The sequence below is a fragment of the Myxosarcina sp. GI1 genome, from assembly GCF_000756305.1.
Lineage (GTDB): Bacteria > Cyanobacteriota > Cyanobacteriia > Cyanobacteriales > Xenococcaceae > Myxosarcina.
The window spans coordinates 90,300-106,491 of record NZ_JRFE01000024.1 but is presented as its reverse complement, the minus strand read 5'-3'; the positions used below and the strand labels follow the sequence as shown (position 1 = coordinate 106,491).

Below are 16,192 nucleotides of genomic sequence, written 5' to 3'. Positions count from 1 at the left end.
ATGCAAGAACTAAAAATTACCATGCTCGGTGCAAGTGGGGTAGGCAAGACTACCCTGCTTACAGCAATGTACGAACAGTTTGAAAGCAATATTGGCAACACCAATCTACAGTTAACTCCCGATGATGAAAGTGCAGTGCTTTTACAAGAACGTTTAATAGAGTTAAAAGAACTGCTTGATGTCTTTGAAGCCAGGGGACAAATAGGTATCACGCCTACTGATAGAATCAGATCGTTTACATTTGGCTTGGGTAAAAAGGGTACAGCACCTTCTTTGCAGTTGTGTTTTCATGACTACAATGGCGAATACCATAATGCTAACGCTTCTAAAGATGATAAAGAATCAGTCAAAAAATTACTGATGGAATCAACTGCTGTTTTGATTCCTATTGATGCGCCATCTTTAATGGAAAAAAATGGAAAATTTCATGAAAGGATTAATCGACCCCAACTAATCAAAGATTTATTTAAAATAGCATATCGAGAATTAGACTCACCTCGATTAGTCATCTTTGCACCAGTTAAGTGTGAAAAGTATTTAGTAAATAGTAAAACTGCTAAAGAGTTATTAGAAAAAGTAAAATCAGGATACGCACCCTTACTAGACTACTTCAATTCTCTAGGTTCAGATCCTGGAGTTGCCAGTGTAATTACTCCAGTACAAACAGTCGGTAGCGTTGTTTTTTCTCGTATAGAAGTGGATAGCAAGAATAATCCTCATTTCTACTTCCGCAAAATTAGACATGATGCTGAATACTCTCCCATTGATAGCGAACAGCCTTTGCGATATATATTAAGTTTTTTACTAAAACTTCATCTTGAATCTAGGCAGTGGCAATTTTTCAATTTTATTCGTGATTGGTTGAAACTAGATACTCATCTTAAAAAAGCAGTTAATGAATTTGCTGATGGTTGCAAAACTAACGGCAATTTTACGGTGCTAAAAGGCGAAAAATGGTTGAATATTTAGGAGAGTAAGTAAATGTTAATTTACGTTCAAAGTAGGGGAATATCTCAAGAAAATGGTTATTGCTGGCTTGATGTGCAAAAAAACAAAATATCTGTCAAAAAACCAAAATTATCAGTGAAATTCTCTAATGGTATTAATCTAAAATTAGATGATTTAATTGATACACAAAAATTTTCTATCGTCTTAGTAAATAGCCAAAAAAATTATTATTTATATATAACTGGTTTAAAAGCCAGAAAAGAGCGAGCCGATTTTATGGGTCGTCAGGTTTTAAATTCTTTACTTTGGATAGCAAAAATAACAGATAAAAACGAACAAAAAATTCGTTCGATAGTAATTAAGGCTTTACGAGGCAGTTTGAGAGACGAGATAGATAAAATTATAAATCCTGGAGGAGAATACGAGTTTCAAATAGATTATGAAAAATTAATACAACTTCCTGATTTAAACATACTGAAGACTAATCAAGTTACAGAAAATAAGTGGAAAATAAATAATAACTCTGTTGATTCACAAAAGGATCTTGCTGATGAGTTAACTAACAAAGCTTTACCAAATAAAGAAGGTTTATCAATTTTATTAACTAGTATAAAATCAGCTTTTGCATTAAAAGAACTTGATGTATGGAGAGCTTTATCTAATAGAGTTGAATCAGAAGAATCTGAAAAAGATGAAGATAATTCTATAGCTGTAATCAATAGACAGGCTCAAAAAAAAACAGTAGTTCTGGGCATGGTAATCGTTCTGATTCTGGTAATTGCGATCGCAGCGATAATAAGATTAGCCCATCCCAAGCAGTCTCAACCTCAAATAAACCTTTCTCCCAAAATAGAGAAATCAATTTCTTCTCCATCCCAGAATCCCTTCCAAAATTCTTTGAAGATGGACTCCAGTTCAACAGAATTGCCACCTTTGACTTGTCAGATAGCCAAAGAAGAAAATTTATTCTTATCGCCTTGTTTTTTAAACAACACAAACAATTAATAGCTAAAGCAAAAAATGACAAATTAGAGAGTAAAGATTTAGAGCTTTTACAGGAATTAGAAACTACTTTAGCTAATTTGCAAAAGCTTGTTCGAGAAATCAAAGAACAAAATGATTGGAAAAATTGCAATTTTTAGATAAGTAAGCCAAAAGTTTTAAAATGACTACCTGGACAATCACCTTTGCCGATACTTTTATCAACGAACTATTAAATATACCCAAAAGTATTAGTAAAAAAGTTTCTAAAAAAATTAAAATTCTCGAAAAAGATCCTATTTCAGCGCGAGGAGATGCCAAAAAGCTTAAAGGTCACAACAACAATATCTATCGAGTTCGGATTGGTAACTATCGGCTGTTTTATAGCTTTGGTAGCGGTTGGGTCAAACTTCTCAGCGTTCGCAAACGTGACGATCGCACCTACGAATTAGAAATACCAGAAGTTACTGTACCCAATCCCGTTCCAAAAGTTGCTTATTCAGAATCTCAGCTTAATATTTTAGAGCAAGAAGACTTATCGAGTAGGCAAGAATTACAGGAAGATAACACCAGTGATAAAAACACTCCCGAATCCGACCTACCTTTTAAATTTACTTCCGCTTTATTGAAAAAGTGGCATATTCCCCAGGAATATTGGCAAGAAATCCAAAAGATTCAACATTCTGATGACATTCTAGACTTGTCGATTCCAGATCGCTTTATCAGTCGTATTTTAGATAATTGCTTTCCCCGTAACTTAGAAGACATCGAGCGATCGCCAAATTATCAACTGACCAAACCAGAAGATCTAGAACGCTTTATTGAAGGAGAAGTTGAAGCGTTTTTACTCAAACTCGACCCCGAACAGGAAAAATTACTAGATTTTGGAATCGACAGAGGAGCGGTTTTGGTAAAAGGCGGTGCGGGTGCGGGTAAATCCACCCTGGCTTTGTACAGAGTCAAAAGGTTAATAGAAGAAGGTTACAACTCAATTCTTTTTACTACCTACACTAATGCTTTAAGTAATTATTCTCAGCAATTACTGGAACAACTTTTGAGAAAACCCCCAGAAGATTTGGGGGTAAAGGTTGCTACCGTAGATTCTTTAATTTATCAGTATTACGCCAATAACTACGGGAAACCAAATTTAGTTAGAGCATACAGAAGTCGAGAATTACTAAACACCGCTTTAGCCGAGACTAAAATTCCTGCTAAAAATATCTTTGAAGAAAAAGCACAACGCCAATATTTAGAACGTTTGGGTATTGCCTATTTATTAGAAGAATTTGAAACGGTTATTGATGCCTGGGGAATAAGCGAACAAAAACAATATTCAAAATTTCCGCGTCGTGGCAGAGGACTGTCTATTAAAGCTAGTCAGAGAGAAGCTATTTGGAAAGTGTATGAAACTTGGCGCAATTTATTAAAACAACACCGATACGTTACCTTCGCTCAAATGCGCTGTTACGCCAACGAAATTGCTAGTAATCTACCGCAAAAACCTTTTGAAGCTTTAATAATTGATGAGGCGCAAGATTTATCCCCGATCGCCATTCGCTTTTTGATTAACTTAGTTAGTTCCAGCAAGGGAATTTATCTTACTGCCGATGCTTCTCAGTCGCTTTATCAAAGAGGTTTTAGCTGGAAACAAGTCCATGAAGATCTTAAAGTAGCTGGACGCACTCTAATTCTCAAGCGCAACTATCGTAATACGCAACAAATTACTCAAGCTTGTAAGGAAATTTTAGACGGTACGAATGCAGGTGATAAAGAATGTCTCGACCAAGAACTTTCACCATACACTGGCGATCGCCCTCAAATTTTACTGTCTGATAATTTAGACATACATATTTCGGCAATCCTGCAAGCTTTTACCACTGCTGCTAAAAAATATCGTTTACCCCTTCATGGTGGAGCAATATTATGCCCTACTAACAAATTGGGCGAAGAAGTTGCTCGGAAGTTACAAGCAAAAGATGTAAAAGCTCAATTTTTCTCTAGTAAGAAGATCGATCTACATTCTCCTCACGTCAAAGTTCTTACTTTACATTCTGCTAAAGGCTTGGAGTTTCCTTTTGTTGCGGTAGTTGGCTTAGAAGAAGGGGTATTGCCAGCAATCGATCGCGCTATTCCTCCCGACGAAGTTGAGTCGGTATTAGAGCAACAACGTCGTTTATTCTACGTTGGCTGTTCTCGTGCGATGCGTTTTCTGATAGTTTGTGGTTCTTCTTCCAATCCTTCTAGTTTTCTCACTACTCTAAAAGACCCTTATTGGCAATATTAATAAATTATTTATTTTATTTTTCTTATTTATTTTTATTATGAAACCTACTTTTAAACTAAAAGATTTAATCCAACAAGGTGAAGCTGCGATCGCGGCTACTAGTACGCTTATCGGTCAAGGAATGGTAGCGATCGACTGTAGTGATGTCGAATTTCTGACCGAAGAACAATTCAGCCAGCTATTTTCTGGTATTCCTGATAGTTGGGATTTTGTTGAATTAGCGGAAGTATTTAATACCAATACTTTGAGTAATACTTTGGCACAACAGTTTAGTGAATACTGCGATCGCCGACACGGAAGACTTTCTGTGTCCCCAGATCCTTCTCCTGATACAAACGAGGAAAATAAAGCTTTAGATATTTTCAAGCTGCGAGACGAAGTAATCGGCGACTATCGTAACTATATTGAAAGTTTCTTAGAAATACGCGATCGCCGTATTGAGGAGTTTGTCAGACAGGAATTAGATCGAGGATATTTTTGGCAAGATCCTTTAGTTCAAATAAACCCCGCTTATAAAAAAGGTGCAGATCTAGATCTTTTAATTCAAGAGAATATTTTGCATTTAGATTGTAGAAAGTATTTCTCTAACATTACTAATTTTTACTACCATCAAGAACGAGCATTTCGCTGTGCCAAAGATAACGAACCCTTTGTAGTTACTACTGGTACGGGTTCGGGAAAAAGCCTCTGTTATGTCGTTCCTATTATTGACGATCTTCTACGCAATCCACATTTAAAAGGAGTTAGAGCGATTTTGGTCTATCCGATGAATGCTCTAATCAACTCGCAGGAAGAAGAATTTAACAAGTACTTAGAAAAGTTTAAAAAGATTTCTGGTAAAGACTCTCATATAAAAGTCGCTAGATATACAGGACAAGAAAGCTTATCTCAGAAAATTGAAATTCAAAACAATCCTCCCCATATTCTTCTAACCAACTATGTGATGCTAGAACTAATGCTTTCTCGCGTCCATGAAAAAAAGTTTATTGAATCTCCAATTCTGAAATATCTCATACTAGATGAATTACACACTTATCGAGGTCGTCAGGGTGCAGATGTAGCAATGGTAATTAGGAAATTAAAGCAAATTTCCCGTAATGTCAAAAAAGATAAGAAGCTTTCTATTCTATGTATCGGCACTTCGGCTACCATGTCTAGCCAAGGCGATCGTACAAATCGTCAAACTACTGTAGCTGAAGTAGCAAGCAAACTTTTTGGGGTAGAGGTTAAACCAGGTAATGTTATTGATGAAACTTTAAAACCAGCTATTACTAGACCCCAACCAAATACAGAGGAGCTAGTCGAGTGTTTAGAAGCTGGATTACCTTCTCAAGAACATCAAACTTCAGAAGTATTTTTACAGCATCCTCTCAGTACCTGGATTGAGATGAATTTTGGTTTAGCACGAGAAGACGGTCATTTTACTCGCAGAGATCCCATTGCGCTTTCCGAAGGAAGCATGGAGCTATCAAAAATTACGGGAATAGATGTCGAAATCTGTTCAGACACCTTAAAACAAATGTTTTTTTGGAGTAGTCGAGTAAACGGTTTACCATTCCGACTGCATCAGTTTATTTCTCAAGGCGGTAGCGTTTATGCCACTTTAGAATCAAAAGAAAAAAGACATTTAACTTTAGAAGGACAATATAAAACTACAAAAGATCGCTTGTTATTTCCCCTAGTTTTCTGTCGCGAATGCGGTCAAGATTACTACGCTGTGCGCTACAACACCGATAAAAATGAAATAACTCCTTTATTACCTATTGCGATCGACAATGATAGCGATGAAGCTACTGAAGAAGGTTATTTAACCTTAGATGAACCAAACCTTTGGAGCGATGAAGATCGAGATCTGCTACCCGAAAATTGGTTTAAAGAAACAAAGCGTAATGGAAGAACAGTCAAAAGAGAATATCAAAACTGCGTTCCCCGAAAGCGTTATCTTTATCCCAATGGCACGATTGAATCTAGAGTAGTTGCAGATACACAAGTTAATAACCTAATTCCTTTTTGGTTCATTCCCAAACCATTTCTAACGTGTCTCAACTGTGGTATTGTTTACGATCGCAAAACTAGCGAATATACCAAACTAGCTCGTCTTAGCAGTGAAGGACGTAGTACCGCTACTACCTTACTTTGTCTATCTTCTGTCACGAGACTTAAAGAAACTGAGGCTCTTACCGCAGATGCCGCTAAAATTCTCAGTTTCACTGATAACCGCCAAGACGCATCTCTTCAAGCAGGACATTTTAATGATTTCGTACAAACTAGCTTTTTACGTGCCAGTCTCAATGGCGCATTACAAGCCAAACAAAAGCTTACTCATTCAGAGCTAGCAGCAGTTGTCGTGCGGCAAATGGATTTATCTCAAGATGAGTATGCAGAACAACCAGCTGTGGGTAGTAGACGCAATCCAAAAGTCTTCGAGCAGTTAATTGAATATCGTCTTTACGAAGACCTCAGAAGAGGCTGGCGGATCGTACAACCTAATTTAGAGCAGTGTGGCTTGCTAGAAATAGAATACGAAGAGTTAGAAGCGAAGTGTGGCAATCGCTCTGTTTGGACAAAATATCCTCATTCAGCTTTACTACAGGCAACTCCCGAACAAAGATATCTCGTTGTCAAAACCTTTTTAGACTATCTTCGTAAGCAACTGGTAATAGATGCCGAACTACTACAGTTAGATAATTTAAAAAAATTACAAAGGGATGTATCTCAAGCTTTAAACGAGCGATGGAAGTTTGACTATCAAGAAAGACTTCACGAAGCAAGATGGGCAACACTCACTGTAGGAAGCGATCGATATAAAAGTAAAGTTAAACTTACAGATAAGAGCAAAATCGGACGTTTTTTAAAAAGCGATCGCGCTTGGTCTTGGTTATCTTCTCCTCTATCCGATCCCGAATATCAGCAGCTAATTACATCGCTGATAAACACTCTGCGAGATTATGGATACCTCAAGCAAAATAGCAGCAATGAAATTCAATTACGTATCGATTCAATAGTTTGGAAAGCGAGTAAAAGCGATCGCTTGAGTGTCGATATTCTTAACAGTAAACGTCTTTTAGGAAGTGAGGAAGTAGGACGCAAAGTAAATCAGTTCTTTCAGAGCTTTTACAGTGATAACGCCAGTACCATCAGAGGAATGGAGGGGCGAGAACATACTGGTCAAGTAAACTATGAAAATCGCAAAGTACGAGAGGAGAAATTTCGTAACGGAAATCTATCGACTCTGTTTTGCTCTCCCACGATGGAATTAGGCATAGATATATCTGACCTCAGCGTAGTTCATTTACGCAATATTCCTCCTACTCCCGCTAATTATGCTCAACGTAGCGGACGAGCAGGTAGAGGCGGTCAAAATGCTCTAGTCGTGAGCTATGCTGCTGCGGGCAGTCCTCACGACCAGTATTTTTATCAACGTCAGCAACAGATGGTAGCTGGCGCAGTCGTTCCTCCTAAATTAGAACTAGCTAATCGAGACTTGATTGAATCCCATGTTTATTCTCTCTGGCTATCCTATACAGGAGTCGATCTGGGAGATTCGATGAATAAAATTCTGGATTTAGACAAAGATGGATATCCGATCGAGGAAGATATTAAAGCCGCTCTCAATCTGAATGAAACGAGTTTTAATCTTTGCTTAAGAGATTTAGAACAAATTTTAAGCGATCGCTTTTGTCAAACAGATTTACAAAATATTAGTTGGTATAGTTCCGAGTGGTTAAAAAATATTCTTAATAATGCTTTTCATGCTTTCGATCGAGCTTGTCAACGTTGGCGCGATCTTTATAAAGATGCCAATTTTCAGTTAATTAAAGCAAGAGAAGTTATCGATAGCTTTAGTAGAGGTAATATAACCAAAAAAGAATACGATGATGCGGAAGTTTTACGAAGAGAAGCTCAACGCCAAAAAGATTTATTAGTAGGTCATTCTCAAGGTAATAACAATAGCCAATTTGATTTTTATCCATATCGCTATTTTGCTTCTGAAGGTTTTTTGCCAGGATTTAACTTTCCCCGACTTCCCGTTCGAGCTTTTATTCGTGCTAGAGATAAAGGTGAATTTATTTCTCGTCCTCGAATTATTGCAATCCGCGAACTCGCACCGACTAATATTCTTTACTACGAAGGTAATAAATATCGAATCGATCGCACTCGTATCCCTGTTAAAGGTGTTACCTACAATCGAGTTGCTCTCTGTCACCATTGCGGATATTTTCATGAAAGAGAAAACTTTCACCGCGATGTTTGCTCTAATTGCGATCGCAGACTAACTCAAGACGAGCGAGGTAATCCAGCCAGATTAACCCAAGTTTTAGAAATGGATAATGCGATCGCTGGTAAAACCAATCGCATTACCTGTGATGAAGAAGAAAGACTTAAATATGGCTATAAGTTAATTACCCATTTTCGCTACGCTGGAGACAAACAACAGGTAGCTACTGTTACTGCCAATGACGGTACAGAACTACTTCGTCTTTCCTATGGAGAAACCGCCGAGATTTGGAGAATCAATCAAGGACTGACCCGCTCTCAAGAAACTGGTTTTAAACTCAATAATACTACTGGAGAATGGGTAAGTAATGATAGCGAGCTAAATGCAGATGCGGTAGATACTAACGTTCATCTAATGGTGAGAGATACTTCTAATATTTTGATTATCGAACCTTTAATTCTTCCAGATAAGGAGTCGAAAGCTTTTATCATTACTCTTCAATACGCCTTAGAAAGAGCTATTCAAGCTTTGTATAAACTAGAAAATGACGAATTAGCGTCTGAAAGAGTAGGAGAAGGCAAACATATTTTATTTTGGGAAGCCGCAGAAGGAGGTGCAGGGGTGCTTTCACAAATTTTAGAAGATTCCACTTCCTTTCAAAAGTTAGCAAGAGAAGCGCAAGATATCTGTCATTTCCTTGAACCCAAACCTAGTTGCGCTCAAGCTTGTTATCAATGTTTGCTTTCTTATCGCAATCAGTTCGACCATCCCTATCTCAATCGATATTTAATTAAAGATTTTTTAGAGCAATTAAATCACAGTCAAGTTGCTTTAGAACAAGATGAGCGATGCCTTCGGCTAGCTTCGCAATCGCGAGAAGAACAATATCAATGGCTACTTCAACAAACCGATCCTAATTCAGAATTCGAGCGAGTAGTTTTAAAAGCCATATACGAACAGGGAATCAAACTACCTGATTCTGCTCAAGAATTAATACCAGAAGCCAACTGCAAGCCAGACTTTATTTACAAGAAAGCTAAGATTGCTATTTTCTGCGATGGTTCCGTACATGATTCTCCAGAACAACAACAACGCGATCGCATACAACGAGAAGACTTACAGGACATTACTGGATACATGGCGATTTCAATCGATTATCGGAAAGATCTAGGATCTCAAATAGAATATCTTCGCACTCTAATTTAAATGCAAAATCATTTTCCAAACTAATTTTTAGTTCTGCGGTCGCCCTTGAGACTTTTTCTATTACGGTAAAAAGCTTGAAGGTTATCTTGTAGTTTTTGGTAAATGCGATCGCGTCCAAAAGGAGCAATAGCAAATCCTTCTTGCAACTTTTGTACGGCTAGTTCAGTATCAAAGTTAGTTATGTGAATCGTATTTTTTTCTTCAGTATCCAATACAAGCATAAAACGTTTTTTTGTATTCTTGGATAAAGACCAGTCTAAAAAACATAATATTTCTTTCTCTCTAAGAGTTTCTAAAACTTTCAAAGACACATCAAAATTCAATCCTAGAGAAAGTAAATACTTCATTACGGACAATATCAATAAATCTGATTCTGTGTAATAGACATTGCGTCCTTTTCCACCAGGATTGACAGTAGGCACGACGACACCTTGCTTTCGCCAATACTGAAGTTGTCGGCGAGAGCAACCTGTAATTAATGATGCTTCTGTGCTGGTATAAAAAGGTTCTCCCATAATCAACCATGATGGCACGGTAAAGAAGAGAAATATGAATAATTATTAACTTTAAAAATACATAATGTGTTTTTGATTTATATTTTTATTCATGAGTCAAAATGCTATTCAATGTCGTTTAATTGCACCAGAAACTACTCGCCGTCAACAATGGCAACTGATGGCAGAGAAAAATACCCCATTGATAAATGAATTATTAAAACAATTAGCGGAACATCCAGAACTTGAAACTTGGAAACGGAAAGGAAAAATTCCACCTGGAACTGTCAAAAATCTGTGTCAACCTTTAAGAACTTGTCCGCAATACATTAATCAACCAGGAAGATTTTACAGCTCGGTAATTTCTTTGGCTGAATACATTTATAGATCGTGGCTCAAGCTTCAAAGACGATTAATTTTTAGACTCAATGGACAGCAGCGTTGGTTACAGATGCTTAAGAGCGATGAAGAATTAGTGGCTGAAAGCGGTCGCTCTTTAAAAGAGATTGAAGCAAAAGCTTCTGAAGCACTCGATCGCCTCAATAGAGAAGAAAATCCAAGTATTTCAAATCGGTTGTTCGATTTGTATGATGAAACAGAAGATATTTTGATTCGCAGTGCGATCGTTTATTTACTGAAAAATGGCTGTAAGATACGTCAAAAGCCTGAAGATCCCAAGAAATTTGCCAGGCGCCGTCGCAAAACAGAAATTAGGGTTAAGCGTCTTCAAGAAAAACTTAATGGTAAAGCACCTCAAGGAAGAGATCTAACAGGAGAAAAATGGTTGAATACGCTCTTTACTGCGACCTCTCAAGTTCCCCAAGATGAAGCTCAAGCAAAATCCTGGCAAGATATTCTGTTAACAAAATCTAAGTTAGTACCCTATCCGATTGTTTATGAATCTAACGAAGATTTAACTTGGAGTAAGAATGAAAGAGGTAGACTTTGTGTCAAATTTAATGGTTTGAGCGATCATACATTTCAAATTTATTGCGATCGCAGACAGCTAAAGATTTTCAATCGCTTCTACGAAGACCAGCAGATTAAGAAGGCAAGTAAAAACAGTCACTCAAGTGCTTTATTCACACTTCGCTCGGCAACAATAGCTTGGCAGGAAGGAAAAGGTAAAGGAGAACCTTGGAACGTAAATCGTTTGATTCTCTACTGTACTTTCGATAACTTGCTGCTTACTACCGAAGGAACAGAGGTAGTTCGTCAGGAAAAAGCTGAAGCGATCGCCAATACTTTAACCAAAATTAAAGAAAAAGGCGATCTCAACCAAAAGCAGCAAGCATTTATACGGCGTAAAGAAACCTCGCTATCAAGAATCAACAATCCTTTTCCGCGTCCCAGTAGACCTCTGTACAAAGGTAAATCTAATATTTTATTGGGAGTTGCAATTAGACTGGATAAACCTGCAACTGTAGCTATAGTTGATGGTGCGACAGACAAAGCAATCGCATACCTTAGTACCAAACAGTTACTAGGCAAAAATTATCATCTTCTCAATCGAAAAAGACAGCAGCAGCATATTCTCTCTCATCAAAGGAACGTCGCTCAAAGACACCACGCTAATAACAAATTTGGTGAGTCAGAATTAGGACAGTATATCGACCGTTTGTTAGCCAAAGCAATTATTCAATTGGCTAAAGATTATCGAGTGGGAAGTATTGTCGTTCCCTACATGGAAGATACTAGAGAAATCATTCAAGCAGAAGTTCAGGCAAGAGCAGAAGCTAAAATTCCTGGATGTATAGAGAAACAGAAAGAATATGCCAAAAAATATCGCACTAATATTCATAAATGGAGCTATGGCAGATTGATTGACCTTATAAAAGCTCAAGCAGCTAAAGCAGGAATAGTTATTGAAGAGAGTAAGCAATCTATTCGGGGAGATCCTAAAAAACAGGCTAAAGAGATTGCGGTTTGTGCTTATCGCGATCGCATTGTCCCATTTTAAGAGTGTCAATTTAAGAATTTTCAAGCACATAACTTCTGTACCTCGAAAATTAAATATAATTTTTAATAAATCAAATATAATTTTTAATAAATCGCGCCGTAGATCATGTTCTTTTAGAACCGCTGAACTATGTTAAATGTGGGTTAGTTTTACTGTCGGCAGGCAGAATGCTTTCTGTCCCTGGTAGCTGTCCGCCCTGATGCTGCCATCGAAAAGATGGGAATAAGGTGCGCCCCCAGCAATAAGTGGTGTAGACGTACTACAGCGATCGCTACCGAATCACCTCCGAGCAAGGAGGAGTCTATCCTCATTTTTTCTCTTTTTTGACGAACCCAAGCGTGGGCAAAATTCTTAGGGGGTTCGACAAAACTGCAAAAGTCAAGCCTGACAAGCTTTTGATACTTTTAACGAAGTGGTTTTTACTGTAATGCAACAAAAAATAGAGAATTCTTTCTTAGGTTTGTCAAAATTGACCCTGGAGATGAGTCTTAATAACTATTTCAGCTTACAGAGTTTCAACGACCACTTTAAGATGGGTATGGTTGAAAGTCCCATTGATAAACATAGGCTTCCATAGCCTCCTGGTTTCAACGACCACTTTAAGATGGGTATGGTTGAAAGATCTCTGAGTAGCCAACCGTTAGGCAAAGGGGCGTCGGTTTCAACGACCACTTTAAGATGGGTATGGTTGAAAGTAGCCTACAAACGTTTGGGCATGGAAATGGATTTTATGTTTCAACGACCACTTTAAGATGGGTATGGTTGAAAGTAGCCTACAAACGTTTGGGCATGGAAATGGATTTTATGTTTCAACGACCACTTTAAGATGGGTATGGTTGAAAGCGTAATTCTTAGGAGTGGGTGCAAAATTTAACCCCAGGTTTCAATGACCATTTTGTGATGGCTTGGGTTGAAAGATAAAGGCTTAGTCATTGTTATTGATGAAGCGGAAGTGCCAACGACCACACGCAAATTTTAATTCTCAATAACTATCGTCTAATTCTCGCTAAGAAACTGAAAGTAATTTTAAAGTCTTGTTCTTTGGTTACTCCAAGTAATTTATTACTTTTAGGCGATCGCCTTGCTTGCCGAGTTTAATTTGTATCAGCAATTGCTGTATACAGTCTAAAACCAAGTAAATTCGATTAATTATTTTTTGTGCGACGCAGTAAGTCGCTTGATTTAAGTGAAAATTTCATGACTGAGGTTATGGATTTCTAGTAGATTTCATCCTACTATTCCCACGTAAAGGAGTCTCGTACTCTGGTCACATTGAAAGTAAATAATGAACTCAATGGAATGCAGACCATGAATGTATCCGAAGGTGGATAACCTCTATCCAGCTAGGGCTAGGGAAAAGTTGGAAGGGTTAATGTAAATGAATTGTCGATGAGGTTCCGTTAATTAAAGTGGGTGAAATGAGGTTGATACACCCTGACCAAAATGGTAAGCGGGCTGGTTATTAGGTCAAAATATCTTGATAACGATGAAACACTGCCCCGTCGGAATATAGACAAAACCCTCCCCAACTGTATCTTAATCATGTGAAACTGCGGTAAGCCCTATAGGTTCTCATTTATGAGTAGGTCGGACGTAAGAAAGACGGAACCACCTAGAGGGTAAAGGATACGGAAAAAGCGAAAGCTACCAGCCGAAAGGCAACGCGAACAAATAAGCGGGTAGATAGGAGTTCTAGATTTGCTCCACTTGAAAGAGTGCTAAATTCCAATAGGTTATCAACGATAGACACTTTGTAAAGGAACTGAACCCATAGTGAAAGATAGAGTCCAATCGGACATCGGAGCTAGAAGAACCAAACTCACCAACTGGTCAGAAATTGACTGGAAAAAGGTGATGAAAAAGGTTAAGAACCTAAGACAGAGAATATATCGTGCGACAAAGCTCAAACAGTGGAATCGGGTCAGAAGCCTGATGAAACTAATGCTACGCAGCTACTCCAATTTAATGTTGTCAGTTAGCCGAGTCACCGAAGCTAATAAAGGGAAAAATACCCCAGGTATCGATGGATACTTGGCTAAAACCCCAAAACAAAGAGTCAAATTGGTAAATAACTGGGACTTCCAAGTATGGAAAATAAAACCCACCAAGAGGATATACATACCCAAATCAAACGGGAAAAAACGTCCTTTAGGCATACCTACCATTAATGACCGAGTGGCACAAGCCATTATAAAAAATGCCCTGGAACCAAGCTGGGAGGCAAGATTTGAAAGTAATTCTTTTGGATTCCGTCCTGGAAGGGGATGTCATGACGCAATTGAAGGATGTTTCTACAGATTCAGAAAAGGGTCGATAGACAACTGGATATTAGATGCGGACATCAAAGGGGCGTTCGACAACATTAGTCATGAGTTTATTCTCAAAAACCTAGAGTTTACTCCAGGCAGAGAGTTTATTAAACAATGGCTTAAAGCAGGATACGTAGAATCTCAAGTCCTCAACAGGACGGATAAAGGAACACCACAAGGTGGCAATTTAAGCCCTCTACTTGCAAATATTGCACTGGATGGGATGGACAATTGGCTCTCAAAGATTACCGAAACAAAAATATACGGCAAATCTAAAAGAGGAAAAGAACGCAGAATTTACGGATTTATCCGTTATGCGGATGACTTTATCGTTACAGCCCAAACCAGAGAACAAATAGAGGCTATTATCCCAAAGATTCAAGAATGGTTAGCCCACAGAGGTCTATGCCTCAGCGAAGAAAAAACTCAAGTTAGACATATTAACGAGGGTTTTAACTTCTTAGGGTTTAATATCAGAAGATTCAATGGGAAGTGCATTGTTAAACCTCAGAAGGAAAAGGTAAAGGAAAAACTCAACCAGATTAAAATATGGTTAAAAAAACATCCAAACGCTAAACCTGAAGCGGTTATAGATGTCCTAAATCCAATACTGAGAGGTTGGGGAAACTACTACAAACATGGAGTCAGTAAAAAAACCTTTGCAGACTTTGATTACAAATTAGTCAAAAAGCTAATTAAATGGAGCAAAAGGAGACATCCAAACAAAGGCATGAAATGGGTAATTCCCAAATATTTTGGCAGAATAAAAGGGAACAAATGGGTATTTAAAGCGGATACTAAAAACAGACAGGGCGAAGATACAACCAAGTTTATCCTTAGATTGGCTACCATACCAATCATCCGTCATGTCAAAGTAAAAAGTGATGCCTCCCCAGATGACCCCCAACTGAGAGAATACTGGGAAAAGAGAAAGACCAAAATAGGCAAGAATCATTATGCCAAGGGGTCTAAGCTCTACAGGATTGCAGAATTGCAAAACTGGAAATGCCCCGTTTGTAAACAACACTTGTTTAATCAAGAGTTGATAGAGACACACCATAAACAAGAAGTGGCATATGGAGGAAGCGACGAGGAATATAACCTTGTTCACGTACACCAAAAATGTCACAGACAAATACATGGTAAACGAGCTAAGTCAAAGATAGCTTGAGCCGTGTGATTGGAAACAGTCAAGCACGGTTCTTAGAGGGGGAGGATACGGCGACGTATTCCTCTCTACTCGACAAAACTGTATATAAATAAAATGAGCTGGATTGAAAGGAGTGCTTGCATGGTATGAATATAATCAATCGTCAAACCGTATTAAAAGACCGTTATAAAATGCGTTTGATTGAAACACTTAATTAAATAATGTGTTTAATGTAAATTAAAATTAGCCTTACTAAATAGAGATTTTAATAAACTGAGAAAAAACTATTCTGATAATTTCAGCGAAACTGCAAATTTTAGAGTCCAATTTAGATTAAGTGTAAATGATAGAATAGAAACATAAATAAAGTCAGTAGATTAGGGTACTAAATTCAACTAATGAGTTTTTGTCCCAATGACAACAATTTGTCACTAATGCTTACGCGACAAATTGTTGTCAAGACGACGTATAATTTGACTTAATGACAGTAATTAGTCTCCAATGGCATTTAATGTGTCACTGTACACAACATGAGTGGAGCATAGCGGATTTGAACCGCTGACGTCTTGCATGCCATGCAAGCACTCTACCAACTGAGTTAATGCCCCCTGCAAACATTAAACATCTTACCATAAAGCTTA

8 protein-coding genes, 1 tRNA gene and 1 CRISPR repeat array are annotated in these 16,192 nt (G+C 37.9%); of the genes, 6 read left to right on the top strand and 3 right to left on the bottom strand.

What is annotated here, in order from left to right; genetic code table 11:
* The 4 genes from KV40_RS17875 to KV40_RS17860 all read left to right on the top strand — a co-directional run bounded on the left by KV40_RS17875 (position 1) and on the right by KV40_RS17860 (position 9,638).
* Entirely contained in the window at positions 1 to 969 is a 969-nt protein-coding gene (locus KV40_RS17875) for a hypothetical protein (protein ID WP_036484409.1), read from the top strand.
* 12 nt (positions 970 to 981) lie between these two features.
* Positions 982 to 1,953 carry a hypothetical protein gene (locus KV40_RS17870; protein ID WP_036484406.1) on the top strand — a complete coding sequence of 324 codons (972 nt, stop codon included), beginning with the start codon at positions 982 to 984 and terminating at the stop codon, positions 1,951 to 1,953.
* Positions 1,954 to 2,113: 160 nt separating this feature from the next.
* Positions 2,114 to 4,213: a 3'-5' exonuclease gene (locus KV40_RS36745; protein ID WP_036484403.1), complete on the top strand. Its 2,100-nt coding sequence runs from the start codon at positions 2,114 to 2,116 to the stop codon at positions 4,211 to 4,213.
* A gap of 37 nt (positions 4,214 to 4,250) precedes the next feature.
* Positions 4,251 to 9,638: a DEAD/DEAH box helicase gene (locus tag KV40_RS17860; RefSeq protein WP_036484400.1), complete on the top strand. Its 5,388-nt coding sequence runs from the start codon at positions 4,251 to 4,253 to the stop codon at positions 9,636 to 9,638.
* 20 nt (positions 9,639 to 9,658) lie between these two features.
* Here KV40_RS17860 and KV40_RS17855 read toward each other — a convergent pair whose 3' ends face one another.
* Complete coding sequence (locus tag KV40_RS17855; protein WP_052055737.1) at positions 9,659 to 10,153, bottom strand: MerR family transcriptional regulator; 495 nt, start codon at positions 10,151 to 10,153, stop codon at positions 9,659 to 9,661.
* Between the two features lie 91 nt (positions 10,154 to 10,244).
* On the opposite strand from KV40_RS17855, the gene cas12k reads away from it, so the two are divergent.
* The gene (gene cas12k, locus KV40_RS17850; protein ID WP_036484397.1) at positions 10,245 to 12,092 is read left to right on the top strand and encodes a type V CRISPR-associated protein Cas12k; all 1,848 of its coding nucleotides are present in this window, start codon (positions 10,245 to 10,247) and stop codon (positions 12,090 to 12,092) included.
* A gap of 149 nt (positions 12,093 to 12,241) precedes the next feature.
* Here cas12k and KV40_RS35030 read toward each other — a convergent pair whose 3' ends face one another.
* Positions 12,242 to 12,403, bottom strand: coding sequence for a hypothetical protein (locus tag KV40_RS35030; protein WP_156114074.1), 162 nt, complete (start codon positions 12,401 to 12,403; stop codon positions 12,242 to 12,244).
* A 201-nt stretch (positions 12,404 to 12,604) separates the two neighbouring features.
* A CRISPR array of direct repeats spans positions 12,605 to 13,009; the repeat unit is 37 nt; unit sequence GTTTCAACGACCACTTTAAGATGGGTATGGTTGAAAG.
* An 856-nt stretch (positions 13,010 to 13,865) separates the two neighbouring features.
* Between KV40_RS35030 and ltrA the strand changes: the two genes are divergently transcribed.
* On the top strand, positions 13,866 to 15,572 hold the full coding sequence (gene ltrA / locus KV40_RS17845; RefSeq protein WP_036484395.1) for a group II intron reverse transcriptase/maturase: 1,707 nt from the start codon (positions 13,866 to 13,868) through the stop codon (positions 15,570 to 15,572).
* Positions 15,573 to 16,086: 514 nt separating this feature from the next.
* Here the strand turns inward: ltrA and KV40_RS17840 are convergent.
* Positions 16,087 to 16,159: transfer RNA gene (locus KV40_RS17840), tRNA-Ala, on the bottom strand.
* Positions 16,160 to 16,192 lie beyond the last annotated feature (33 nt).

What these genes read in the sequence shown, in the direction of transcription:
- KV40_RS17875 (WP_036484409.1), top strand. Translation starts at nt 1, where the DNA reads ATGCAAGAACTAAAAATTACCATGCTCGGTGCAAGTGGGGTAGGCAAG.
- KV40_RS17870 (WP_036484406.1), top strand. Translation starts at nt 982, where the DNA reads ATGTTAATTTACGTTCAAAGTAGGGGAATATCTCAAGAAAATGGTTAT.
- KV40_RS36745 (WP_036484403.1), top strand. Translation starts at nt 2,114, where the DNA reads ATGACTACCTGGACAATCACCTTTGCCGATACTTTTATCAACGAACTA.
- KV40_RS17860 (WP_036484400.1), top strand. Translation starts at nt 4,251, where the DNA reads ATGAAACCTACTTTTAAACTAAAAGATTTAATCCAACAAGGTGAAGCT.
- KV40_RS17855 (WP_052055737.1), bottom strand. Translation starts at nt 10,153, where the DNA reads ATGGGAGAACCTTTTTATACCAGCACAGAAGCATCATTAATTACAGGT.
- cas12k (WP_036484397.1), top strand. Translation starts at nt 10,245, where the DNA reads ATGAGTCAAAATGCTATTCAATGTCGTTTAATTGCACCAGAAACTACT.
- KV40_RS35030 (WP_156114074.1), bottom strand. Translation starts at nt 12,403, where the DNA reads ATGAGGATAGACTCCTCCTTGCTCGGAGGTGATTCGGTAGCGATCGCT.